This is a genomic window from Actinomycetospora sp. 2LY8.5, from assembly GCF_057180585.1.
In genome coordinates this window covers 179,974-203,076 of record NZ_JBXUHE010000005.1, presented here as the reverse complement: position 1 = coordinate 203,076, position 23,103 = coordinate 179,974, and the positions used below count along the sequence as shown (strand labels likewise).

Annotated in this window: 22 protein-coding genes, 1 tRNA gene and 1 pseudogene; 13 read left to right on the top strand and 11 right to left on the bottom strand. The window is 74.8% G+C overall.

All coding sequences use genetic code 11. From position 1 onward, the window contains the following. Positions 1-44 precede the first annotated feature (44 nt). Positions 45-1,115 (top strand): LacI family DNA-binding transcriptional regulator, encoded by a 1,071-nt coding sequence (locus AC2A1K_RS09410; RefSeq protein WP_483896051.1) that lies wholly within the window; start codon positions 45-47, stop codon positions 1,113-1,115. Positions 1,116-1,221: 106 nt separating this feature from the next. Beyond that, positions 1,222-2,400 (top strand): pre-mycofactocin synthase MftD, encoded by a 1,179-nt coding sequence (gene mftD / locus AC2A1K_RS09405; protein WP_483896050.1) that lies wholly within the window; start codon positions 1,222-1,224, stop codon positions 2,398-2,400. An 84-nt stretch (positions 2,401-2,484) separates the two neighbouring features. On the opposite strand, the gene AC2A1K_RS09400 is transcribed toward mftD, so the two are convergent. The 3 genes from AC2A1K_RS09400 to AC2A1K_RS09390 all read right to left on the bottom strand — a co-directional run bounded on the left by AC2A1K_RS09400 (position 2,485) and on the right by AC2A1K_RS09390 (position 3,595). Further along, positions 2,485-2,570: transfer RNA gene (locus AC2A1K_RS09400), tRNA-Ser, on the bottom strand. Positions 2,571-2,580: 10 nt separating this feature from the next. Further along, positions 2,581-3,156 (bottom strand): nucleoside deaminase, encoded by a 576-nt coding sequence (locus AC2A1K_RS09395; RefSeq protein WP_483896049.1) that lies wholly within the window; start codon positions 3,154-3,156, stop codon positions 2,581-2,583. Beyond that, positions 3,056-3,595 carry a tRNA adenosine deaminase-associated protein gene (locus AC2A1K_RS09390; RefSeq protein ID WP_483896048.1) on the bottom strand — a complete coding sequence of 180 codons (540 nt, stop codon included), beginning with the start codon at positions 3,593-3,595 and terminating at the stop codon, positions 3,056-3,058. The genes AC2A1K_RS09395 and AC2A1K_RS09390 overlap by 101 nt, the downstream gene beginning before the upstream one ends. Positions 3,596-3,759: 164 nt before the next feature. Here AC2A1K_RS09390 and AC2A1K_RS09385 point away from each other — a divergent pair, with 164 nt between their 5' ends. From AC2A1K_RS09385 to AC2A1K_RS09375, 3 genes are read left to right on the top strand one after another with little or no spacing between them, the layout of a single operon-like run. Beyond that, positions 3,760-5,013: a M20 metallopeptidase family protein gene (locus tag AC2A1K_RS09385; RefSeq protein WP_483896047.1), complete on the top strand. Its 1,254-nt coding sequence runs from the start codon at positions 3,760-3,762 to the stop codon at positions 5,011-5,013. A gap of 55 nt (positions 5,014-5,068) precedes the next feature. Then, complete coding sequence (locus AC2A1K_RS09380; RefSeq protein WP_483896046.1) at positions 5,069-6,091, top strand: prephenate dehydrogenase; 1,023 nt, start codon at positions 5,069-5,071, stop codon at positions 6,089-6,091. Positions 6,092-6,116: 25 nt separating this feature from the next. Then, entirely contained in the window at positions 6,117-6,326 is a 210-nt protein-coding gene (locus tag AC2A1K_RS09375) for a hypothetical protein (RefSeq protein ID WP_483896165.1), read from the top strand. Positions 6,327-6,528: 202 nt separating this feature from the next. Here AC2A1K_RS09375 and AC2A1K_RS09370 read toward each other — a convergent pair whose 3' ends face one another. Then, positions 6,529-7,236 carry an ATP-dependent DNA ligase gene (locus tag AC2A1K_RS09370; RefSeq protein WP_483896164.1) on the bottom strand — a complete coding sequence of 236 codons (708 nt, stop codon included), beginning with the start codon at positions 7,234-7,236 and terminating at the stop codon, positions 6,529-6,531. A gap of 149 nt (positions 7,237-7,385) precedes the next feature. On the opposite strand from AC2A1K_RS09370, the gene ku reads away from it, so the two are divergent. After that, positions 7,386-8,453 carry a non-homologous end joining protein Ku gene (ku, locus tag AC2A1K_RS09365; RefSeq protein ID WP_483896045.1) on the top strand — a complete coding sequence of 356 codons (1,068 nt, stop codon included), beginning with the start codon at positions 7,386-7,388 and terminating at the stop codon, positions 8,451-8,453. Positions 8,454-8,476: 23 nt separating this feature from the next. Here the strand turns inward: ku and AC2A1K_RS09360 are convergent, their stop codons facing one another. After that, positions 8,477-8,701, bottom strand: a complete 225-nt coding sequence (locus AC2A1K_RS09360) for a copper ion binding protein (protein ID WP_483896044.1) — start codon at positions 8,699-8,701, stop codon at positions 8,477-8,479. Between the two features lie 129 nt (positions 8,702-8,830). On the opposite strand from AC2A1K_RS09360, the pseudogene AC2A1K_RS09355 reads away from it, so the two are divergent. Together AC2A1K_RS09355 and AC2A1K_RS09350 are read left to right on the top strand one after the other, a co-directional pair. Beyond that, positions 8,831-9,184, top strand: a pseudogene (locus AC2A1K_RS09355) (DJ-1/PfpI family protein); the annotation flags it as partial. A 95-nt stretch (positions 9,185-9,279) separates the two neighbouring features. Then, the gene (locus tag AC2A1K_RS09350) at positions 9,280-10,383 is read left to right on the top strand and encodes a YncE family protein (protein ID WP_483896043.1); all 1,104 of its coding nucleotides are present in this window, start codon (positions 9,280-9,282) and stop codon (positions 10,381-10,383) included. Here the strand turns inward: AC2A1K_RS09350 and AC2A1K_RS09345 are convergent, their stop codons facing one another. Continuing rightward, positions 10,384-11,568 (bottom strand): LCP family protein, encoded by a 1,185-nt coding sequence (locus tag AC2A1K_RS09345; RefSeq protein ID WP_483896042.1) that lies wholly within the window; start codon positions 11,566-11,568, stop codon positions 10,384-10,386. Positions 11,569-11,934: 366 nt separating this feature from the next. Further along, on the bottom strand, positions 11,935-12,627 hold the full coding sequence (locus tag AC2A1K_RS09340) for a TetR/AcrR family transcriptional regulator (protein ID WP_483896041.1): 693 nt from the start codon (positions 12,625-12,627) through the stop codon (positions 11,935-11,937). Between the two features lie 75 nt (positions 12,628-12,702). Between AC2A1K_RS09340 and AC2A1K_RS09335 the strand changes: the two genes are divergently transcribed. The 5 genes from AC2A1K_RS09335 (at position 12,703) to AC2A1K_RS09315 (ending at position 18,696) form a co-directional block, all read left to right on the top strand. Next, positions 12,703-14,244 carry a flavin-containing monooxygenase gene (locus tag AC2A1K_RS09335; RefSeq protein WP_483896040.1) on the top strand — a complete coding sequence of 514 codons (1,542 nt, stop codon included), beginning with the start codon at positions 12,703-12,705 and terminating at the stop codon, positions 14,242-14,244. A gap of 27 nt (positions 14,245-14,271) precedes the next feature. Next, entirely contained in the window at positions 14,272-15,168 is an 897-nt protein-coding gene (locus tag AC2A1K_RS09330) for an SDR family oxidoreductase (RefSeq protein WP_483896039.1), read from the top strand. Between the two features lie 110 nt (positions 15,169-15,278). Further along, positions 15,279-16,508, top strand: coding sequence for a cytochrome P450 family protein (locus AC2A1K_RS09325; RefSeq protein ID WP_483896038.1), 1,230 nt, complete (start codon positions 15,279-15,281; stop codon positions 16,506-16,508). Positions 16,509-16,529: 21 nt separating this feature from the next. After that, a complete protein-coding gene (locus tag AC2A1K_RS09320) occupies positions 16,530-17,684 on the top strand; it encodes an Hsp70 family protein (RefSeq protein ID WP_483896037.1) in 1,155 nt (384 codons plus the stop codon). A gap of 154 nt (positions 17,685-17,838) precedes the next feature. Beyond that, positions 17,839-18,696 (top strand): endonuclease/exonuclease/phosphatase family protein, encoded by an 858-nt coding sequence (locus AC2A1K_RS09315; RefSeq protein ID WP_483896036.1) that lies wholly within the window; start codon positions 17,839-17,841, stop codon positions 18,694-18,696. Here AC2A1K_RS09315 and cobA read toward each other — a convergent pair. The 4 genes from cobA to AC2A1K_RS09295 are packed head-to-tail and all read right to left on the bottom strand — an operon-like array spanning position 18,689 to position 23,041. Then, positions 18,689-19,900, bottom strand: a complete 1,212-nt coding sequence (gene cobA, locus AC2A1K_RS09310) for a uroporphyrinogen-III C-methyltransferase (RefSeq protein WP_483896035.1) — start codon at positions 19,898-19,900, stop codon at positions 18,689-18,691. The genes AC2A1K_RS09315 and cobA overlap by 8 nt on opposite strands. Further along, positions 19,897-21,666: a nicotinate-nucleotide--dimethylbenzimidazole phosphoribosyltransferase gene (gene cobT, locus AC2A1K_RS09305; protein ID WP_483896034.1), complete on the bottom strand. Its 1,770-nt coding sequence runs from the start codon at positions 21,664-21,666 to the stop codon at positions 19,897-19,899. Before cobT ends, cobA begins: the two co-directional genes overlap by 4 nt. Next, a complete protein-coding gene (gene cobC / locus AC2A1K_RS09300) occupies positions 21,663-22,685 on the bottom strand; it encodes an Rv2231c family histidinol phosphate aminotransferase CobC (RefSeq protein ID WP_483896033.1) in 1,023 nt (340 codons plus the stop codon). Before cobC ends, cobT begins: the two co-directional genes overlap by 4 nt. Then, positions 22,682-23,041, bottom strand: coding sequence for a hypothetical protein (locus tag AC2A1K_RS09295; RefSeq protein ID WP_483896032.1), 360 nt, complete (start codon positions 23,039-23,041; stop codon positions 22,682-22,684). Before AC2A1K_RS09295 ends, cobC begins: the two co-directional genes overlap by 4 nt. Between the last annotated feature and the right edge of the window lie 62 nt (positions 23,042-23,103).

Sequence of the window (23,103 nt, the reverse complement as noted above, 5' to 3'; positions counted from 1 at the left end):
TCGTCGTCTCCCGACCCCCGCGCGGGGTCGGGGAGAATCGACCCGTGGAGACCGACGGGCGCCGGGGCGGGCGGGTCACGCTCGCGACCGTCGCCGACGCGCTCGGCGTCTCCCGGGCGACGGTCTCCAACGCCTACAACCACCCGGAGCGGCTGAGCTCGGCGCTGCGCGACCGGGTCCTCGGCACCGCCCGCGAGCTCGGCTACGCCGGGCCCCATCCCCTGGCGGCGACGCTGTCGCGGGGCCGGGTCAACGCACTCGGCCTCGTCTACGACGACCCGATGTCGTTCGCCTTCAGCGACCCGGCCGCCGTGCTGTTCCTCCAGGGCGTCAGCGAGGTGTGCGAGCACGAGGACCTCGCGCTCGTGCTCATCAGTGGGGGGCCGGCGGGTGCGGTCGCGCGCGTCGCCCTCGTCGACGCCGTCATCTGCTACTGCGACGTGCCGATCGAGGGCAAGCTCGCGGCGATCGTGGACCGGGGGCTGCCGTTCGTCGTCGTCGACGGGCCGCGGCTGCCGGGCGCCGGGCACGTCGGCGTCGACGACCGCCGCGGGGCCGCGTCGGCCGCCCGCCACCTGCTCGACCTCGGGCACACTCGGCTGGGAGTGCTGGCGATGCCGCTGGTGGACGACGGCTTCGAGGGCGCCGTCGACCTCGACCGCCAGGACCGCGCCCGTTACCGCGCCTCCCGTGAGCGGCTCGTCGGCTACCGCGAGGCGGTCGAGGCCGCGGGGCACCGGTGGTCGGCCGTCCCGGTCGAGGAGCGCCTCCCCTACGGCCGCGACGCGGGCCGGCGCGCGGCGGCCGCCCTGCTCGCCCGGCGTCCCCGGCCCACCGCCCTGCTCGCGATGAGCGACGAGCTCGCCCTGGGCGCGCTGACCGCGGCGGCCGACGCGGGGCTCTCGGTGCCCGGCGACGTCTCGATCGTCGGGTTCGATGACATCCCGGCCGCCGGCGACGCGCACCCCGCCCTGACCACCGTGCGCCAGCCCCACCGCGAGAAGGGGCGCCGCGCCGCCGAGCTGCTCCTGCGGCCGTACGCCACCGCCGACGAGCACCGGCTGCCGGTCGAGCTGGTGGTGCGGGCGTCGAGCGCGCCCCCGCCATGGCGGTGACGGACCCCTCCGAACGGAGAGCCCCGGGACCGTCCGCGCAGATGCCGTGCGTGCGGTCTCCCGCGGATAGGCTGCGGGGAAGCACGTCACGCGCGGAAGGGTCTCCATGGCTGGTCAGTGGTTCGAGTCCGTCGCCGAGGCGCAGCGGCGCGCCAAGAAGAGCCTGCCGAAGTCGGTGTACGGCGCCTTGGTGGCCGGCAGCGAGGCGGGCGCGACGCTCGAGGACAACATCAACGCCTTCCGCGAGCTGCAGTTCCTGCCGCACGTGTGCGACCTGCCGTTCGAGAAGGACCTGTCCACCACGGTGATGGGGCAGGAGGTCTCGATGCCGGTGATCGTCTCCCCGACCGGGGTGCAGGCGGTCAACCCGGAGGGCGAGGTCGCGGTCGCGCGCGCCGCGAAGAACGCGGGGACGGCGATGGGCCTGTCGTCGTTCGCCAGCCGCTCGATCGAGGACGTCGTCGAGGCGAACGACAAGACGTTCTTCCAGATGTACTGGGTGGGCGACCGCGACACCCTCGCCGCCCGCGCCGAGCGCGCGAAGAAGGCCGGCGCCAAGGGTCTCATCGTCACCCTCGACTGGTCGTTCTCCCACGGCCGCGACTGGGGTAGCCCGTCCATCCCGGAGAAGATGGACTGGAAGACGATCCTCAAGTACATCCCCGAGGGCGCCCAGCGACCGAAGTGGGGCCTCGCGTTCCTGCGTTCCGGCAAGATCCCGGACCTGACGGTCCCGAACATCCCCACCCAGGGCGAGCAGCCGCCCACGTTCTTCGGCGCCTACGGCCAGTGGATGTTCACCCCGCCGCCCACCTGGGCCGACGTCGCCTGGCTGCGCGAGCAGTGGGGTTCGGACCTGCCGTTCTCGGTCAAGGGCATCACCCGCATCGACGACGCCAAGCGCGCCGTCGACGCCGGCGCCACCGCGATCCAGGTGTCCAACCACGGCGGCAACAACCTCGACTCCACCCCGGCACCGATCCGCGTGCTGCCCGGGATCGTCGACGCGGTCGGCCGCGACGTCGAGGTCATCCTCGACGGCGGGATCCGCCGCGGCAGCGATGTCGTCAAGGCCCTCGCGCTGGGCGCCAAGGCGGTCGCCATCGGCCGGGCCTACCTGTGGGGCCTCGCCGCGGCCGGCCAGCCGGGCGTCGAGAACGTGTTCGAGATCCTGCGCGGCGGCATCGGCTCCGGCCTCATGGGCCTGGGCAAGAAGTCGGTGCACGACCTCGTGCCCGAGGACCTGATCATCCCGCCGAACTTCACCCGCCAGGCCGTCGGCTGATCACGAGCGCCCGCGGACGAAGGGCCCCTCCCGAGCTTCGGGAGGGGCCTTCGCGGTCTTTCGGGGAGTGGAGACCCCACTGAGCGGTAGCGGTGGGATTCGAACCCACGGTGGGCAGAACCCACACGCGCTTTCGAGGCGCGCTCCTTTGGCCGCTCGGACACGCTACCGCCGACCAGGCTACGTGACGCTCCCCCGACGATCTCCACCGGGCCAGAAGTCGAGCATCAGCGCAGCGCACTCGGCCTCGCGCACGCCGCCGACGGCCTCGGGGCGGTGGTTGAGCCTGCGGTCGCGCACGACGTCCCAGAGGGAGCCGACGGCGCCGGTGCGCGGCTCCCAGGCGCCGAAGACGATCCGGTCGACGCGCGCGAGCACGGCCGCGCCGGCGCACATGGTGCACGGCTCGAGGGTGACGACGAGCGTGCAGCCGCCGAGCCGCCAACCCCTATCGGCGTGCTCCTCCTTCTGGTGCTTCGCGGCCTCGCGGAGGGCCAGGATCTCGGCGTGCGCGGTGGGGTCGCCGGTGGCCTCGCGGGCGTTGGCGGCGGCGGCGAGCTCGCGGCCGTCGGCGTCGACGACGAGCGCGCCGACCGGGACGTCGTCACCCGAGGTCCGGGCGATCTCCAGCGCCCGGCCGACCCACCGGTCGAGATCAGGGAGCAGCGGTCTCCACGACCTTCGCGAGCTCGTCGGCGAACCCGCAGCGGCGGGCGATCGCGGTGAGCTGCTCGTCCGGGTAGAGATCGATCTCATCGACCAGGACCGCCAGCTCGTCCGCGGGCACGCCGAGGTCGGCGAGCATGCCGAGATCGCCCTCGGGCCACGGATCGTCGTCGGCCTCGTCCTCGTCGGGGACCTCGAGGCGCAGCAGGTCGAGCACGTCGGCGGCGACGTCGTAGTCGAGCGCGGCGACGGCGTCCGAGAGCAGCAGCGCCACCCCGCCGGGCGTCGGGCGCACCAGGACGAAGAACTCGTCGTCGACGTCGAGGAGCCCCAGCACCGCACCCGTGGAGCGCAGGGCCCGCAGGGCGCTGATGGCCGAGTCGAGATCGGCCAGGCTGTCTCGGTCCATGGCGACCGCGCGCCAGCGTCCTTCCTCACGCGTCACGGCCACCGCCCACCCGTCGAGGGGTGCGACGGTGCCCGCGCCGCCGCGTGTCGCGGTGGAGCCTCCGGGGCTCTGGCCTGCCATACCTCTACGGTAGGGGCGGGTGTGTCCAGGTGGAAGTCCGACGAGGTCACGGGCGCCGGGCGGTCGTCGCCGCACTGCCTCCGGGCGTCCGCGGGGACCTCGCCGGGACGAACGAACGGGATCGCGCGCCGCGACCACACGACAGGGGTGCCAGGATCGGACGGGTGAGTGCTCCGGAGCGGCGAGCGGGTGGTCGTCGCGCGGCACACCGGGCTCCCGAACGGGCGCTGCTGGCCGAGGCACGGGGCCTGCAGCCGCGCACGCTCGCGCTGCGCCGCGTCCTGCACCGCCACCCCGAGGTGGGGCTGGCGCTCCCGATCACCCAGGCGGCGGTGCTGTCGGCGCTGCGGGAGCTCCCGCTCGAGATCGACACCGGCCGCGACTGCAGCTCGGTCACCGCCGTGCTGCGGGGGGCGCAGCCGGGGCCGACGGTGCTCGTGCGCGCCGACATGGACGCGCTGCCGATGGAGGAGAACTCCGGGCTGCCGTTCGCCTCCGAGGTCGACGGCACGATGCACGCGTGCGGACACGACCTGCACACCGCGATGCTCGCCTCGGCCGCCCGCCTGCTCAGCGGCCGGCGCGAACGCCTCGCCGGCACCGCGGTGTTCATGTTCCAGCCCGGCGAGGAGAACGCCCACGGCGCGCGCACGATGATCGACGAGGGCCTGCTGTCCGCCGACGGCCCGGGCGGCGTCCCGGAGTCGGCGATGGCCCTGCACGTCACCTCGCGCCTGGCCGCCGGCACGCTGCAGACCCGCCCGCACTCGATCATGGCGTCGTCCGACGACCTGCACGTGCGCGTGACCGGGCGCGGGGGCCACGCCTCCGCCCCGCACGACGCGCTCGACCCCGTCCCGGCCGCGGCGGCGATGGTCGGCGCGCTGCACACGATGATCACGCGCAGGATCAGCGCGTTCGACCCCGCCGTGCTCACCGTCTCCCACATCAGCGCGGGCACGACCACCAACGTCATCCCCGAGACCGCCCTGCTCGAGGGCACGGTGCGCACCCTGTCCGAGGAGACGCGCACCCGGGTGCTCGAGGAGATCGGGCAGGTCTGCGCGGGCGTCGCGGCGGCCCACGGGTGCTCGTGCGAGGTGGACATCGAGGCGGGCTATCCGGTCACCGTCAACGACCCGGACGTCGCCGACCGCGTCGCCGACGTCGGGCGCTCGGTGCTGGGCTCGCGCTTCGTCGAGCCGATGCCCGACCCGATCATGGGCTCGGAGGACTTCTCCTACGTGCTCGGGCGCGTGCCCGGCGCGCTCGCGTTCCTCGGCGCCTGCCCGTCCGACGTCGACCCCGCCGACGCGCCGCCCAACCACTCCAACCGGGTGGTGTTCGACGAGGACTCGATGGTCGCCGGGGTCGCCCTGTACTCGGGGTACGTCCTGGACGCCCTGCGGCGCAGCTGAGACCCCGTTCGGGCGTATGGCCCTCACTCTCGCGGGTCGCCCTATCGTCAGCGACGTGGAATCCGCAGGTGCCACCCTCGCCGCCGCTCAGCAGCGCCCGGTGTGCGTCATCGGGCTCGGTCTCATCGGCGGCTCGCTGCTGCGCGCGGCCACGGACGCCGGGCGTCACGCCTGGGGCGCGTCCGCCTCGACGACCACCGCCGAGAAGGCCGCCGCCGACGGCTACGACATCGCAGGCTCGGTGGACGAGGCTCTCGCCCGGGCCGCCGCGCAGGACGCCCTCGTCGTGCTGGCCGTGCCGCTGACCGCCCTCGACGACGTGCTCACCGCCGTGGCCCGCGAGGCTCCGAACTGCCGGCTCACCGACGTCACCAGCGTCAAGGTGCCCGTTGCCGAGGCGGTGTCCCGCCTGGCGCCGGCCACCCGGTTCGTCGGCGGCCACCCGATGACCGGCACGGAGTTCTCCGGCTGGGACGCGGGCTCGCTGCAGCTCTTCCACGAGAAGGTCTGGGTCGTCGCCACCGAGGACGACGCCGACCTCGAGGTGTGGGTCGACGTCGCCGCGCTCGCGCTCGCGTGCGGCGCGGTCGTCGTCCCGGCGGCCGCCGACGAGCACGACCTCGCCGCCGCCCGCATCTCCCACCTGCCGCACCTGTTCGCCGCCGTGCTCGCCACGGTGGGCGCGGAGGGGGGCGAGCTCGCCCTCGCGCTGGCCGCGGGCTCGTTCACCGACGGCACCCGGGTCGCCGGCACCCGTCCCGAGCTGACCGCCGCGATGACCGAGGGCAACCGGTCGGCCCTCCTGTCGGCGCTGGACGACGCCCTGGGCCGGCTGGGCGCCGCCCGCGGCTCCCTCGCCTCGACCGGCGGCCTGCTGGCGACCCTGCGCGTGGGCCACGACGGACGGGCCGCCCTCGACGAGGCGCGCGCCGCCCGCCGCGAGGTCCGGATCGAGCTCGAGGGCACTCCCGGCGAGTTCCTCGAGGGGATGCGCGAGCTCGGCCGCACCGGAGGGCGCGTGATCGGCTGGACGGCCGAGGCCCTGGACGCCGCGGACGAGGCGCTCAGCTCGCCCTGACCGGCAGCTCCACGCCGACCCGCTCCTGCGCGGTACGCCAGAGGCGACGCTGCGCGCCGCCGCGGTCTCGGCCCTCTGCACCGGGGCGATGTGGACGGCCACGCACCTGGCGCCCGCGATGATCTGCGCCTACGAGGAGAACCCCGACCTCGCGGTCCTGCGCCTGGACTTCCCGACCGCCGTGTCCGAGCTGCTCGCCGTGCTGCTCAGCGGGCTGGTGGCACGGGAGGCCTGACCCTCTTCTCCGGAACCGGCCCGCAGTGTCGGTGGGTCGTGGCATACTCGAACACATGTTCGAAGGATTCGGGACGAAGGCGCCCCGGCCGCCCCTGACCCCGTCCAACAGGCCCCGATTGACGATCAACGACCTCAGATGTCTGAGACGACCGGCCCTCGAGCGCCCGCGGCACCGCGACACCGCGACACCGCGACACCGCTCAGAAGAGCGTGTCGTGCTGGGGCGTCCGCTCGCGCCGGGCGTGGCGGGGCCGCCGAGACGCGGGCGGGGTCGCGGAGCCCGCCGGTGGGGCCTGAGGGTTCCGGGTCGACGCGTGCGCCGGGAGGAGGGCGGGGCTGGTGGCGAGGGTCGGGTCGACGCGGATCCAGTCGCCGCCCGAGTCGCCGGGTCGGTACGGCGTCCCCCGGCGCTTCGCGATCACCCCGGACAGGTGCTGGGCGATGACCCCGGAGAGCAGGGCCGGGCCGTCGTCGTAGGCGGGGGAGATCTGGATGCGGGTGGATTGCGAGAGATCCAGCCGCGAGAGCACGGCCCGCCGCTCCTCGAGGGGCCGCGGGTCGAGCGGGACCCCGTACAGCCGCACGACGTCGTAGACCATGAACACCGCCGGGCGCTCGCGGGCGATCGCGCGGGCGCGGCCGGCGTCGGCGATCCGGAGGCGCTCGCCGAGAGCGTCGCCCGAGGGGCTGCCGCCGTCGAGCATCACGGCCTCCCCGTCGAGCAGACCGTCGGCCACGGCGTCGACCAGGCCGGCGAACTCGGGGAATCGGGCGGTGACGTCCTCGCCGTCCGCGGTGCGCAGGGTCAGCTCGCCCTGGTCGACGTCGGCGAGCAGCCGGACGCCCGCCCAGTCGACCTCGTAGCTCCAGGCACCCTCGACCGGCAGGTCACCGGGCACGGGGAGCATCGGACGCACCCGGTCATCGTGCCTCCGCCGCCCGACAATCACGGGGACCGGGGTCGGCGCGTCATTGACTGGGACGAATGGTGCCGGTGGGGCATGCTGGTGCCGACGCGCGGTGACCGTCCACGCACCGTGTCCACCGAGAGGGGCCGATGATGCGCGCGATCTGGAACGGCGCGGTGTCGTTCGGGCTCGTGAACGTGCCGGTGCGGCTGTACGCCGCCACCACGAATCACGACATCCGTTTCCACCAGGTGCACGAGCGCGACGGCGGGCGCATCCGCCAGAAGCGCACGTGCTCGGTCTGCGGCGAGGAGGTGCAGTACTCCGAGATCGCCAAGGGCTACGAGACCGACGACGGCCAGCTGATCATGCTGGACGACGACGACCTCGCGACGCTGCCGGTCGCCACCGGGCACGAGATCGACGTGGTCCAGTTCGTGCCGTCGGACCAGATCGACGCCCTGCTGCTGGACAAGAGCTACTACCTCGAGCCGGAGAGCAAGGCGGTCAAGCCCTACGCGCTGCTGCGCGAGGCGCTGCGCGAGACCGACCGGATGGCCGTGGTGAAAGTGGCGCTCCGGCAGCGCGAGACGCTGGCGCTGCTGCGGGTCCGCGACACCGCGATCGTGCTGCAGACGATGCTGTGGCCCGACGAGGTCCGCGAGCCCGAGTTCGAGACGCTCAACACCGAGGTCGACCTGCGTCCGCAGGAGATGCAGATGGCGTCCTCGCTGGTCGAGAGCCTCGCGGGCGACTTCGAGTCCGACCAGTTCGAGGACGACTACCGCCAGGCCGTCGCCGACCTCATCGAGTACAAGCGCGAGCACGGCGGTGGGCGCCCGACCCCCGAGGCCGCCCCCGCCGACGAGGGCGACGACATGACCGACCTGCTCACCGCCCTGCGGCGCAGCGTCGAGGCGGCCGGCGGCAAGGCGCCGGCCGAGGAGCCCGCCACGGCGTCGAGCACGGCGGCGGCCTCGAGCTCTTCCTCGGACACCGAGGCCGCGCCCGCCACCGAGGAGAAGCCGAAGCGCTCGCGCTCGCGGACGAAGAAGTCGGAGAAGGCGACCGAGGAGAAGGCCGAGGCGGCCACCGAGGACGCCCCGAAGAAGTCGTCCACGTCGCGGTCGAAGAGCTCGTCGTCGAAGAAGAAGTCCGACGACGACGAGACCACCACGGCCTCGACCGCCAAGGGGCGGCGCAGCAGGAGCGCCTGAGCCGCCCCGGCGGTCCCGCGGGCTCAGCCGGCCAGTGCCTCCTGGTCGGGTACGTCGTAGCCCTGGTCCTCGATCACGTCGACGAGGGCGCGCACGGTGACGGCCTCGTCGTGCTCGACGTGCACGCTGCGGGAGTCGACATCGACCTCCACGGCCTGCACACCGTCGAGCGGCCCGACCGCGCCCTCGATCGCGGACTTGCAGTGCCCGCAGTGGATCTCGGGGACGGACAGGGTGGTGCTGGCCATGGCGCGGCCTCCGTTTCGTCGCGGCGGGGTCGGGGGAGCCCCCGGCGTCAACCGACACCGTCCTCCTGCGAGGACGCGTGCATACCCCCCGAGGGTACCGATGACGCGAGGGAGCACTGCGCGATCAGGCTCGTGCTGCCGGGCGGCGTCGCCAACGCCGACCTGCTGCGCACGATCCCGGACGTCGTCCAGGTGGTCGGGCAGTTCTTCGCGAACCGCAAGCCGGTCGCGGCGATCTGCCACGCCCCGTGGACGCTCATCGAGGTCGACGTCGTCCGCGGACGCCGCCTGACGTCGTTCCCGAGCATCGCCACCGACCTGCGCAACGCCGGTGCGGACTGGGTCGACGACGAGGTCGTGATCGACCGGGGCCTGGTCACGAGCCGCAACCCCGACGACCTGCCGGCGTTCTGCCGGACGCTGGTCGAGGAGTTCGCGAACGCGCCGACCCCGGCCCACGCGCTCTCCGGCGACCAGGCCTGAGTCCGCCCGGATCCACCACGCCGACCGGCCCGGTGCCCTGGGCCGGTCGGCGTCATCGAGCGGGCTCGGTGGGAGCAGCGTCATACTCCCGCCTCATGCGTCGACGCACCGCTCGCGCCGCGGCCGCTCTCGGCCTGATCGCGGGCCTGGCGCTGGCCGGCTGCAGCAACGAGCCCGCCGCACCCGCGTCGGCCCCCGCCGCACCCCCGACGACGACGGGGCTCCTCCCGCCCGGCGTCCCCACCGAGGGCATGCGCCCGCCCACGGACCGGCTGCCCCTGGCCGCCGAGCCGCAGGGCGCCCCGGAGCCGGCCACGACCCCGCCCGGGCGCCAGGTCCAGGTCGGCTCCGCCCCCGAGGGCGTGGTGGTCGATCCGGTGACGCGGACGGTCGCGGTCGCCAAGCGCAATCCCGCCGAGCTCGTCCTCCTCGACACCGACACCGGGGCGATCCGCGGTCGCACCCCGCTGCCGGGCTTCGTCCGCCATCTCCAGCTCGCCGCCCCCGGAGGCGCCGTCCTGGTGCCCGTCGAGAGCGCCAACGCGGTGGTGCGGGTCGCGCTCCCCGGAGGGCGGGCCGACCCGCCGCTCGTCGTCGGCACCGTGCCCCACGACGTCACCCAGGCCCCGAACGGCACGGTGATCGCCGCCGACGAGCTCGGCGGGACCGTGTCGGCCGTGCGCGGCGACCGGGTCGTCAAGGTGTTCACCGACGGCGTGCAGCCCGCCGGCGTCGCCCCGGTCGGCGACATCGTCGGCATGATCGACGTCCGGAAGAACACGCTGACCACGTACGACGTCGCCGGGCTGCGCATCGTCGGCGAGGCCCCGGCGGGCGCGGGCCCGACCCACCTCGTCGCCGACCGCCACGGCCGTATGATCGCCACCGACACCCGCGGCGACGCCGTGATCGTCTTCGAGCCGGCGTCCGGGCCGAACGGCGGCCCCCGCGAGGTCGCCCGCGTCGCCCAGCCCGGCGGGCCCTACGGCATCACCTACGACCCGGTCCGCGACCGACTCTGGGTCGCGTCGTCGGGCACCAACGAGGTCGTCGGCTACGACATGGCCGCGCCGCGGCCGCGTGAGGTCGACCGCGTGGCGACCATCCAGAACCCGTACACGGTGGGCGTCGACCCGCGGACCGGCCGTCTGTACGTCGCCGGCGTCTCCACCGGCGCGCTCCAGATCCTCGACCCCTGATCAGCCGCCGCTGATCAGGTCCCGGGGGATCTCCTCGTCCTCGCGGATGGCGTCGAAGAACTCGCCCGACTTCTGCCGGTTCCAGACGACGCCGCCGGAGACGCTCGAGGACAGATCGATCGGCACGGTCGTCGTGACCCCGCTGCCGCCCGAGAGCGAGCGCATCGCGAAGCCGAGGCTCGCGAGGTTCCAGACGTGGGTGCTGTCGTCGACCGTCAGCGTGGCGATCGCTGAGTTCGCGAACGGCACGATGCGGAACGGGTTGAGCAGTACCGCCGGGCTGGACGCCTCGGAGATCAGCGCCGACAGGAACGTGCGCTGGTTCTGGATGCGCTGGAGGTCGGCGTTGGGGAACGCGCGGGTCCGGACGAAGCCCAGCGCGTTCGGGCCGTCCAGGTCCTGGCAGCCCGCGGGCAGGTCGATGCCGGCCTTGGGGTCGTCGATCGGCTCGTCCAGGCACATGTTGACACCGCCGATGGCGTCGACCATGCCGGCGAAGCCCTCGAAGCCGATCTCCGCGTAGTGGTCGATCTCGATGTCGGCGTTCTGCTCGATGGTCTGCACCAGCAGCTTCGGGCCGCCGATCCCGTACGCGGAGTTGAGACGCCCGCGCCCGTGGCCCGGGATGGCCAGGATCGAGTCGCGCGGCAGGCTCGTCAGCGACGTCTGGCCGCCGAAACCGCCGACGTGCACGAGCATCATCGTGTCGGTGCGGCTGCCGTCGACCTCGCCCGTGGAGAGCTGCTGGGCGGCCTCGTCGTCGAGGCCGGCACGGCTGTCCGAGCCGATGATCAGCCAGTTCGTGCCGGAGCTCGCGGAGCCCTCGTACTCGGGCAGGGCGTCGATCCGCGTCATCTGCGTGTCGAGGTAGATCCCGAAGCTGACGAGCAGCAGGGCCAGCACCGCGAGCACGGCGCCGATGCGCTTCGGCCAGCTCCAGCGGGCGAACGGGCCGCCACGACCGCCACGGCCGCCGCCCCCGGTGCGCGACCAGGCCGGGCGCTCGGGGATGCGGTCACGCCAGGAGGGGCGTTGCCGCTCCCGGGCCGCGCGGGCGACATCGGGGTCGAAGCCGACCTGCGGGTCGCGGTTCCAGTCCGGCTCGCCGACGCGGGTGGGCTGCTGGCGCGGGCCGCCGTTCGGCGGTGCGGCACCACCACCGCCACGACCACCACGGCCCGGCATCTGGAACCCGCCGGGACGCGGGGGTGGCCCCTGGGGAGGCGGCCCGGGGGGTGGGCCCGCGGGACGACCGGGCGGGGGTCCCGGCGGCGGACCGCCAGGACCCGCGGGGGGTCGCCCCCGGCCGGGGGGTCCGCCGGGTCGGTTCATCGCCGTCTCACCTCGCGCCTCGCGTCGACGGGGCGTCGGTGGACGCCCGGCCGGCTCTCGGATACCGACCGCGGGGCCGTCGTGGTCGATGAGGATACGCAGGCCACAGGGCCGCCGAGCGCCCCCCGCTCGCCCGGGCGCCCAGGGGCGGTTCCGACCGCGCGGCCGGAGGGCGTCACACGTCCGGCCGAACGTCATCCCGCGGTCGGGGCGGCGCGCTCAGGGCTCCGGCCGCGCGGTGCGGTCGATGACCGCAAGGATCAGCTCGGTGACGGTCGGGGTGAGCTCGCGGAGCCGGTCGCCGCGCCCGTCCTCGACGGCGTCGAGCACCAGCTCGTTGATGCCGCCGACGAGCGCGAGGGCGGTGGGGTGCGGCAGCCCCTGCACACCGGCGAGCTCGGGCACGCCGGCCGGCCCCGTCTCGCCCGAGGCCCAGCGGGCGGCGCCGAGGGCGATGAGGGCGGAGAGCTGCTCGGCGAAGCGGTTGAGCACCTCGCGCCGCACCCGCCAGCCCCGCGGCCCGAGCCCGTTGATCTCGGTGAGCAGCGTGCGGGTCAGCGCCGGCTGCTCCGCGAGCGCCGCGAGGTAGGCCGACGTGCCCGCCGTCACCTCGTCCGCGAGGGACGGCGTCGCCGCACCCGGCGCGGCCTCGACCACCGGGGCGACGGCCTCGGCGATCCGGGCGAGCGGCTGCTCGGCGGCGGTCACGTAGGCGGCGAGGAAGCAGTCCTCGCGGTCGGAGAAGTGCTGGTAGAAGGTCCGCTTGGAGACACGCGCGGCCGCGACGACGTCGGCCACGGTGACCGCCGCGTACCCCCGCTCGGCGACCAGCGTGATCATCGCCTGGACGAGGCGGTCGCGATGCGTGGAGCCCGCGGCACCCACGGATCCGGTGGCGGTGGGAACGGACACTGGACAACGGTACCACCGCGTACCACACTGACCTCCGATTCGGTACGCTCGCGTACCAAACGAGGAGGGTTCTGAATGAGCACGCCGACCCGGACCAGCGACACGGCCACCGGCCAGCAGACCCCGCCGGCGCCCGGCGGGGGGCACATCCCGCACCTCGCCGTCGCGATCGTCGGCAACGGCTTCTCCGGTCTCGGCACGGCGATCCGGCTGCGCCAGGCGGGCGAGGACAACTTCCTGATCTTCGAGCGGCACGACGACGTCGGCGGCACCTGGCGCGACAACTCGTACCCGGGGTGCGCCTGCGACGTGCCGAGCCACCTCTACTCGTTCTCGTTCGCCCCCAACCCGGACTGGAGCCGCTCCTTCTCGGGCCAGCCGGAGATCCATGCCTACCTGCAGCGCGTCTCGGCCGCGTACGACATCGACCGCTTCACCCGCAACCGCCACGAGGTCCTCGACGCGACCTGGGACGACGGCGCGCAGCACTGGACGGTCACGACGAGCCGAGGCGTCTGGACCGCCGACGCGCTCGTCCTCGGCTCCGGCGCGCTCTCCGACCCGTCGTTCCCCGACGTCCCGGGCCTGGACTCCTTCGGCGGCCCGGTCTTCCACTCCGCGACCTGGCGCCACGACCTCGACCTCGCCGGCCGGAAGGTCGCCGTCATCGGCACCGGGGCGTCGGCGATCCAGTTCGTACCGGAGATCGCGCCGGTCGTCGGTGATCTCAAGGTCTTCCAGCGCACCCCGCCGTGGATCATGCCGCGGCAGGACCGGGCGATCACCGGGGTCGAGAAGCTGCTCTTCCGCTGGTTCCCGCCGGCCCAGCGCCTGGTCCGCGAGGCGATCTACTGGGCGCGGGAGACGTTCGTGTTCGGGTTCCGGAGCCCGCAGCGCATGGGCAAGGTCGCGAAGATCGCCGAGGCGCACATGCGCCACCAGGTGGCCGACCCGGAGCTGCGCGAGAAGATCACGCCGAACTACGCGATGGGCTGCAAGCGCATCCTGCTGTCCAACGACTACCTGCCCGCGCTCGACCGCGACAACGTCGAGGTGGTCACCGAGAAGATCGTCGAGATCCGGCCGCACGCCGTCGTCACCGCCGACGGCACCGAGCACGAGGTCGACACGATCATCGCCGGCACCGGCTTCGCGATCGGCGACCTGCCGATCAGCCACCGCATCCACGGCCGCGACGGACGCACCCTCGCCGACCACTGGGCCGGCTCGCCGTACGCCCACAACGGCACGATGATCGCGGGCTTCCCCAACGCGTTCACGCTGCTCGGGCCGAACACCGGACTGGGGCACAACTCGGTCGTGTTCATGATCGAGTCTCAGATCAACCTCGTGCTCGACACCCTCCGCCACATGCGCGGGCACGGCGTCGGCGCCGTGGAGCCGACCCCGGCGGCCCAGGACGCGTTCGTCGCCGAGATGCAGCAGAAGACGGAGGGCACCGTCTGGGTCGATGGCGGGTGCTCGAGCTGGTACCTCGACGAGCACGGCCGGAACTCCGCACTCTGGCCCACCTTCACGATGCCGTTCCGCCGCCGGCTGCGGCGCTTCCGGCCCGAGGAGTACGTCCTCACGCCCGTGGCCGCCACGCGCCGCTGACACCGACAGAATCGAGGAGACGACACCATGGCCACCGACCTCACCGGCAGCCTGAAGGACAAGGTCCTGTTCATCACCGGCGCCGCGCGCGGGATCGGCGAGGAGACCGCGCGCCGCGCCGCCGCCCGCGGCGCCCACGTGGCCGCGGTCGGGATGGAGCCCGAGCGCCTGGAGAAGCTGGTCGCCGAGCTCGGACCCGGCCACACCTGGGCGGAGTGCGACGTCACCGACCAGTCCTCGCTCGAGGCGGCGGTCGCAACGACGGTGCGCTCGCTCGGCGGGATCGACGTCGTGGTCGCCAACGCCGGCATCGCCAACCACGGCACCGTCGCCGAGAGCCCCGCCGACGTGATCGCCCGCGTCATGGAGGTCAACCTCATCGGCGTCTCCCGGACGGTGTCGGCCACCGTCGCCGAGGTCGAGAAGCGGCAGGGCTACCTGCTGCTCGTGTCCTCGCTCGCCGCGTTCACCGCGCTGCCGGGCATGGCCGCGTACTGCGGCGCCAAGGCGGGCGTCGAGAACTACGGCAACGCGCTGCGTTTCGAGCTCGCCCACCGCGGCGTCGGCGTCGGCACCGCGCACATGGGGTGGATCGACACCGACCTGGTCCGCGACGTCAAGGCGGACTCGTCGACGTTCGAGGACACGCTGAAGAAGCTCCCCTACCCGCTGGGCGCGCTGACCTCCGTCGGCGACTGCGCCGACGCGTTCCTCGAGGGGATCACCAGGCGCAAGCGCCGGATCTTCGTGCCGAAGGCGGTCGCGCTGGTCGCCGCGGCCCGCCCGATCACGTTCTCGTGGCTCGGCGACCTGCCCGTCCTCGCGCAGGCCAAGCAGATGGTGCCCCGCCTGGAGGAGCAGTTCCGGAAGACCGGACGCACCTTCGGGGCGACGAGTGCGGGGATGGGTGAACCGCGTTCCTGACGGCGGGAGACGGAGCCGGCGGCTCGACCATCGACACGGCGGGCGAACGCGGCCGCGCGTACGTTCGTCACTGAACCACCACTCAGTGAACCCGGAAGGGGCCCTGCTCCGTGACCGATGTCGCCCCCGCACCGCTCTTCACCGACGACTACTGGCACGAGCCGTTCACCGCGCTGGGCGAGCTGCGCGAGCGGGGTCCGGTGCACGAGGTCGATCTGCCCGAGGGCGGGCGGACGTGGCTGGTGACCCGGTACGCGGACGCCCGCGCGGTCATGTCGGACCCGCGCTTCGTCAAGGACTTCCGCAACACGCTGCCCGAGGACCAGCGCGCCTCGATCCCCGGCATCCCGTCGCCCGGCGGCGAGATGATGCTGCTCAACGACCCGCCGGTGCACACCCGCCTGCGCAAGCTGGTGGTCAAGGCGTTCACGGTGCGCCGGGTCGCGGCGCTGCGGCCGGGGATCGAGACGATCGCGTCGTCGCTGCTGACCGGCCTGCCCGGTGACGAGCCGGTCGACCTCGTCGCGGCGTACGCGGTCCCGTTGCCGACGGCCGTGATCTGCGAGCTGCTCGGTGTGCCGGTGGAGGACCAGGACGCGTTCGGCGAGTGGTCGCGAATCCTCATCGACGACACCGGCGAGGCCGCGAGCCAGCAGGCCAACGCCAGCCTCGCCGCGTACCTGGTCGAACTCGTCGAGCGCAAGCGTGCCGAGCCCGACGACGCGCTGATCTCGGCGCTCATCGAGGTCTCGGAGGAAGGTGAGCAGCTCTCGACCAACGAGATCATCGCGATGGCGATGCTGCTGCTCATCGCCGGCCACGAGACGACGGCGACGCTGATCACGTCCGCCGTCGAGCGGATGCTGCGCGACCCCGCGCTGCGCGACCGGCTCGCCGCCGCCGGCTCCGAGGAGCTGCGCGCGGCCATCGAGGAGTTCCTGCGCTGGGGCTCCCCGATCGCCCAGGCGCCGCTGCGCTTCGCCGCCGAGGACGTCGACTTCGACGGGGTCGTGGTGCCCCGCGGCGCGATGGTGATGGTGTCGCTGGCGGCCGCCAACCACGACCCGGCGCGCTTCGAGGATCCCGACACCTACGAGCGGGGCCGCGACACCACCGGGCACCTCGCCTTCGGACACGGCCTGCACTTCTGCCTCGGCGCGTCGCTGGCCCGCCTCGAGGCCGAGGTGGCGCTGCGCACCCTGCTCGACCGCTTCCCCGGGTTCACCGCGGGCGCCGACCTGCCCGTCGCGCGCCGGCGCAGCGTGCTGGTGAACGCGTGGGCCCGGCTTCCGGTGATGCTCGGCGCGGAACGGGAGCGGGGGACCGCGCCGTCGGCGTGACGCTGTGACACCCTGCGGCGGGTGACCGGCATGACCGCCTCCGACGCCCGATGGACCCTGGCGGTCGACCACGGGACCACGACGACGGTGGGCGCGTGGGCCGACGTCGACCCGCGCGACGGGTGGGTGCGCGTGGGACCGGTCGGCATCGACGGCTTCCCGGCGATGCCCTCGGCAGTGCTCTCGCGCCCCGACGGAACGGTCCTCGCCGGGCGTCCCGCGATCGAGGCCGGTGCGCTCGACCCCGCGGCAGCGCTGCTGCGCACGCGCCCCCACCTGGCGGCGAGCACCGGCGGCCCGCCCGAGCTGCTGACCCAGTACCCGCGCCCGACCACGGCGGTCGACGTCGCGACGGCACTCGTCGCGAAGGTGGTGCGCGCCGAGGCCGCCCGCCGCGCCACGCTGCCCTCGATGGTCGTGCTGCTGCACCCCGCGTCGTGGTCGTCGGCGGCGTGCGAGACCCTGCGGTCGGCGGGGCGGGCGGCGCTCGCGGCGATCCCCTACACCTCGCCCGACCAGCTCCAGCTGCTCGACTCCCCCCGAGCCGCGGCCCACCGGCTCGGCGGGCAGGGGCGGCTGCTCGTCGTCGACATCGGCGGCGCCGCGACCGAGCTGGCGGTCGTCGACCGCGGCGGCGACGGCACCGGCTCGATCGCCGGCATGCGGTCGGTCGACGTCGGCGCCGAGGTGCTCGACGACGCGCTGGCCCAGCTCGTGCTCGACCGCGCGCCCCAGCCCTTCAGCGCCCGCGTCCGCTTCGGCGGGGACCTCGAGGCCTACCGGGCCTGGTTCGGACTGCGCACGAGCGTGCGCGACGGCAAGGAGGCGCTCGCGGCCAGCGGCTCGCTCGCCGTGGGCCTGCCCCCGCTGCCGCCCGACAGCCCGGTCCCCGGGGTCGTCCAGCTCACCCACGCCGACCTCGGCGCGATGCTCGCCCCCGGGCTGGAGGAGATCGCCCAGGGCATCAGCGCCCTCGTGGACCCGCTGTCGGGGCCGCGGCCGGCGATGCTGGTGCGCGGGGGCCTCGCCGAGATGCCGCGCGTGCGGGAGTGGCTCGCCGAGCGCACCGGGTTCGGCCTGGCGCACGGCGGAGACCCGGGCGCGGTCTCGGCCTTCGGTCCCGCGTCCGGGGCGGCGGCCTGGGCGGCGGAGCGTCTGGGGTTGGGACGGCGCTGAGAACGGGAGACGCAGCGGAGCGGAGATCGACGCCCGACCGGACCGTCGTCGAGAACGTCGAGACCCGCGCGCACGGCACCGGCATGACGACCACGGGCGTGCGGCGCCGCCCGGCCGCAGGCTCGGGTGTCCCGTACCCCCGCGAGGTGTGGTGGTGCCGCTCGTGTCAGCAGGCGCCGGCCGGGGCATCCGCTCGGTGATCATGCGACTGGGCACCTTCAACCTCCTGCACGGGCGCTCCCCCGCCGACGGCGTGGTCTGCCCCGACCGCCTCCGCGACGCCGTGGCCGGCCTCGACGCCGACGTGCTCGCGCTCCAGGAGGTCGACCACACCCAGCCGCGCTCCGGGCTCGTCGACCAGACGGCCCTGGTCGCCGACGCCGTCGGCGCGTGCGACGCCCTCTTCGTCCCCGCGCTCGTCGGCACCCCGGGCGAGCGGTGGCGCGCGGCGGGGCCGGACGAGCCCCCGAACGGGGAACCGACCTACGGCATCGGCCTCGTCAGCAGGCACCCCGTCGAGCACTGGGTGCGCCTCCCCCTCGGGGCCTCCCGGGCCACGCTGCCGCTGCTGGTCGACGCGCGGCGCCCGGCGCTGGTGCGCGACGAGCCGCGCGTCGCGCTCGCGGCCGTGCTCGCCGCGGGCGCTCCGGTGAGGACGGTCGTCGCGACCCACCTCGCGTTCACCCCGGGCGTCAACGTCGCGCAGCTCGCGCGGCTGGCGCGGGCGGTGGAGCACCTGCCGGGCCCGGTCGTGATCCTCGGCGACCTCAACCTGCCGGGGCCGGTGCCCGGGGCGGTCCTGCGGTGCTCGGCCTTCGGCGCGGCAGCTCCGCTGCGCTCCGTGCCGCAGCGCTGGCGTTCGATGGCGAGGGCAGCGACCTTCCCCACCGAACAGCCACGCGTCCAGTTCGACCACGTGCTCGCCGGAACCGGTGCGCCGGCGGTGCGTGCGGCGCAGGCGGTGCCGACGGCGGTGTCGGACCACCGGGCGCTGGTGGTGGACCTCACGTGAGATCGGCCACCGACCCGATCACGATGACCGCGGGCGGGCGCACCCCGGCCTCGGCGATCGCGTGCGGGAGCTTCGCCAGCGTCGCGCGCGTCGTGACCTCCCCGGGCAGGCCACCCTCCTGGACCGCCAGGGTCGGCGTCTGCGGATCGCGGCCTGCGGCGACGAGCGCCTCGGTGATCGCGCCGATGTTCTCGACGGCCATGAGCAGCACGATCGTGCCGCGCAGGCGCCCGAGCGCGTCCCAGTCCACGAGCGACTGGCCGTGCCCGGGCGGGAGGTGCCCGGAGACCACCGTGAACTCGTGGGTCACGCCGCGGTGGGTCACGGGGACGCCGGCCAGCGCCGGGACCGCGATGGCGCTGGTGATGCCCGGGACGACCTCGACCTCGACGCCGGCCGCGGCGCAGGCCTGGATCTCCTCGAGGCCGCGGCCGAAGACGAACGGGTCGCCGCCCTTGAGCCGCACCACCCGCCGGCCGGCGAGCGCCTCCGAGACGAGGACCTCGTTGATCGTGTCCTGGCTCATGTAGCGCCCGCGGGGGAGCTTCGAGGCGTCGATGATCGTGACGTCCGGCGGCAGCTCGTCGAGCAGCGGCTGCGGGGCGAGCCGGTCGGTGACGACGACGTCGGCCTGCGCCAGCGCCTGCCGTCCGCGCACGGTGATCAGTCCGGGGTCACCCGGGCCGCCGCCGACGAGCGTGACGCCGGGGCGCACCGCACGGTGGCGGCGGTCGACCAGGGTCCCGCTGCGCAGCGCCTCGACGGCGCTGTCACGCACACCGGTGGCCCGGCGCGGGTCCCCGCCGCCGTGCACGGCGACGGTGATGTCGTCGTAGCGCCCGACCGCCGGGGTGACCGCGGTGCCGGCGTCGGCGTCGTCGGCGCGCACGCAGAACACGCGCCGGCGCTCGGCCTCCGCGGCGACGGCGGCGTTGACCTCGGCGTCGTCGGTGGCCGCGACCGCGTACCAGGCCTCGGCGAGGTCGCCGTCGGCGTACGCGCGGGCGTGCCAGGTGATCTCGTGGGAGTCGGCGAGGGCCGAGAGCGCCGTGGTCAGCGTGGGGCTGACGACGACCGTGTCCGCACCGACCTCGTGCAGGCCGGCCACGCGGCGCTGGGCCACGGACCCGCCGCCGACCACCACGACCCGCCGCCCGCGCAGGTGCAGGCCGACCGGGTACACGCGGGCGGTGGCCTCGCTCACGGTGCCTCTCCTTCCCTGTCCTTCTCGGTGACCCCCGCCGCGTCGAACGTCGCGACGTCGGCCAGCGCGCGGGCCGCGGCGACGATCACCGGCACCGCCAGCAGGGCCCCGGTACCCTCGCCGACCCGCAGCCCCAGGTCCAGCGTGGGCGCCAGGCCCAGGTGCTCGAGTGCCAGGGTATGGGCCGGTTCGACCGAACGGTGCCCCGCGAGCCAGGCGTGTGACGCGGTCGGAGCCATCGCGGCCGCCGCGAGGGCCGCCGCGCCGGACACGACGCCGTCGAGCACCACGGGCGTGCGCAGCGCCGCCGCGCCCAGCAGGAAACCCGCGAGCCCGGCGTGCTCCAGCCCGCCGACCGCGGCGAGCACCCCGAGCGGGTCGGCGTGTTCCGAGCGAAGGGTCCCTTCGCTCGAATCCAGTCCGTGGAGGGCGAGCGCCTCGTCGACGACGGCGACCTTGCGGGCGTGCGTGGCGTCGTCGATACCGGTGCCGCGGCCGGTGACCTGCTCGGCCGTGGCCCCCGTGAAGGCGGCGACGAGCGCGGCCGAGGGTGTGGTGTTGGCGATCCCCATGTCGCCGGTGACCAGCAACCGGTTGCCGGCGGTGACGAGGTCGCGGGCGGCCTCGATGCCGGCACGCAGCCCGGCGCGGGCCTCGTCGCGGGTCATCGCGGGCTCGACGGTCATGTCACGCGTGCCGGCGCGGACCTTGCGCGGGAGCAGGCCGGGCGCGGACCCGAGCTCGGCGGCCACCCCGACGTCGACGACCTGGACCTCCGCGCCCACCGTGGCGGCGAACGCGTTGACCGCGGCACCGCCGGCCAGGAAGTTGGCGACCATCTGCGCGGTCACCTCCTGCGGCCACGGCGTCACGCCGCGGGCGTGCACGCCGTGGTCGCCCGCGAAGATCGCGACCACCGCGGGCTCGGGCAGCGGAGGCGGGCAGGAGTCGGCGAGGCCCGACAGCCGGACGCCGATCTCGGCGACGCCGCCGAGCGCGCCCGGCGGCACGGTCATATGGGCCAGGTGCTCGCGTGCGGCGGCCTCGCCCCCGGTGGGGTCGAGGTGGGCCAGTGCCGCGAGCGTCTCGTCCAGCGGATCCATGCGGTGGTGTCCCCAGGTGTCCTCGTGCACGGCCCACGCCAGCGGTCGGCGGTGGGCCCATCCGGCGGTGGCGAGCTCGGGCTCGTCGGCGAACGCCTCGACGTGCCCGACGCACAGGTAGGCGACGACGTCGAGGTGCTGCGGCATCCCGACGCGTCGCCCCAGCAGCTCGGCGAGCTCCCGCTCGCGGAAGAAGCTCACCCAGCCGACGCCGAGGTCCTCGGCGCGGGCGGCGAGCCACAGGTTCTGGACGGCGCCGGCCACCGAGTGCGCGGCCATCCGCGGCTGCGTGTGACGGCCCAGGACATGCCGCCCGCCGCGCGTCGGGTCGCAGGTGACGACGACACCGAGCGGCGCCTCGCGGATCGCCTCGACCCGCAGCCCGGCGAACCTGCGGGCCCTCGCCGTCGGGAGGCTCGCCGCGAACGCCCGCCGCTGCTGGTCGGCCAGCGTGGCCAGCTCGTGCCGCAGCTCCGGCGAGCGCAGGACCAGGAAGTCCCAGGGCTGCGAGAACCCGACGCTCGGGGCGGCGTGGGCGGCCTCGAGGACGCGCCGGAGGCGGTCGTCGTCGACGGGGGTGTCGACGAAGCCGGTGCGCACGTCGCGGCGGGCACGCAGGACGCGGTGGAGGGCGTCGCGGTCGCCGGGTTCCAGAGCGCTCACGGGAGGATCTCCGTCAGCGCGGTCACCAGCCGGTCCGTGGTGGCGCGGTCCCGCACCGCGATCCGGACGTGCCCGGTGTCGAGGCCGGGGAAGGTGTCGCCGCGCCGGACGGCCAGGCCACGGTCGCGGAGCTTCTCCCGGACGTCGGACCTGGTGCGCACGAGCACGAAACTCGCGGCGGGGGTGCCGCGGACCTCGAGGCCGTCGACGGTGTGGAGCGCCGCGACGAGGTGATCGCGGTCGGCGGCGAGCGCGCGAGCGGCCTCGTCCGCCTCGGCGCGAGCGGCGGGGCTGCTACAGACCTCGAGGGCGACCAGCGCCGGCGTCGACACCGACCACGGCGGCGCGGCGGCGCGCAGTCCCGCGGCGAGCCCGGCGGAGGCGAGCGCGTAACCGACGCGCAGCCCGGCGAGACCCCAGGTCTTGGTCAGGCTGCGGAGCACCACCAGCCCGGCGAGATCGCGGCGTCCGGCCAGCGAGTCGGGCTCGCCGGGGGCGGTGTCGATGAACGCCTCGTCGACGACGAGCGTGCGCCCGGGGCGGACGAGGCGCGCGAGGACGTCGGCGGGGTGGCGCACCGAGGTGGGGTTGGTGGGGTTGCCGACGACCACGAGATCGGCGCTCTCCGGGACCGTGGCGGGGTCGAGGACGAAGTCCCCGTCGAGCACGACGCGATCGACCACGTGCCCGGCCGCGCGCAGCGCGGCCTCGGGCTCGGTGAACTGGGGGTGCACGACGACGGCGTGCCGGGGTCGCAGGGCCCGCGCGAGCAGCACGAACGCCTCGGCACCGCCCGCGGTCGGGACCACCTCGTCGCCCGGGCGGCCGTGGCGCTCGGCCAGCGCCGCGACCGCCCGGCGCGGGTCCGGGTAGGCGGCGACGTCGTCGAGGCTCGCGGCCAGACGCTCGCGCAGCCAGCGGGGCGGTGTGCCCGTGCGGACGTTGACGGCGAGGTCGACGAGGCCGGGGCCGACCTCCGCGTCGCCGTGGTGGTGGAGATCGTGGTGGGTCGCCGTCACCGTCGCGCGCGGGCAGCCCGGAGCAGGACCGTCTCGGCCTCGGGCACGGACGCGGCGAGCACGGAGGTCACCGCGGACGGGACGGCGCCCTCCTGCCAGCCGGCGCCACGCACGCGGTCGAGGAGCTCGCGGGCGAGGGCGTCGACGCGCTCGGCGGCCTCGTCGCGGTCGCGGACCGGACCCTCGCCCAAGAGGTCGAGGGGCAGCTGGCCGGCGCCGGCGAGCACCCGGCGCAGGTCGGCGAGCAGCCGGTCCTCGCGGCGGACACGGAGCGCAGCGGAGCGGGACCAGGGCGACCGCGCGGTGCGCGTCACCACCGGGTGCGGGCGTGCGTGCGGGGTCGCGGGAGCGTGCATGTCGTCGCCGGCCTTCCTCGGGTGCCTCGCCCGATGTCCGAATGCCCTGCCTCGACGGCCGG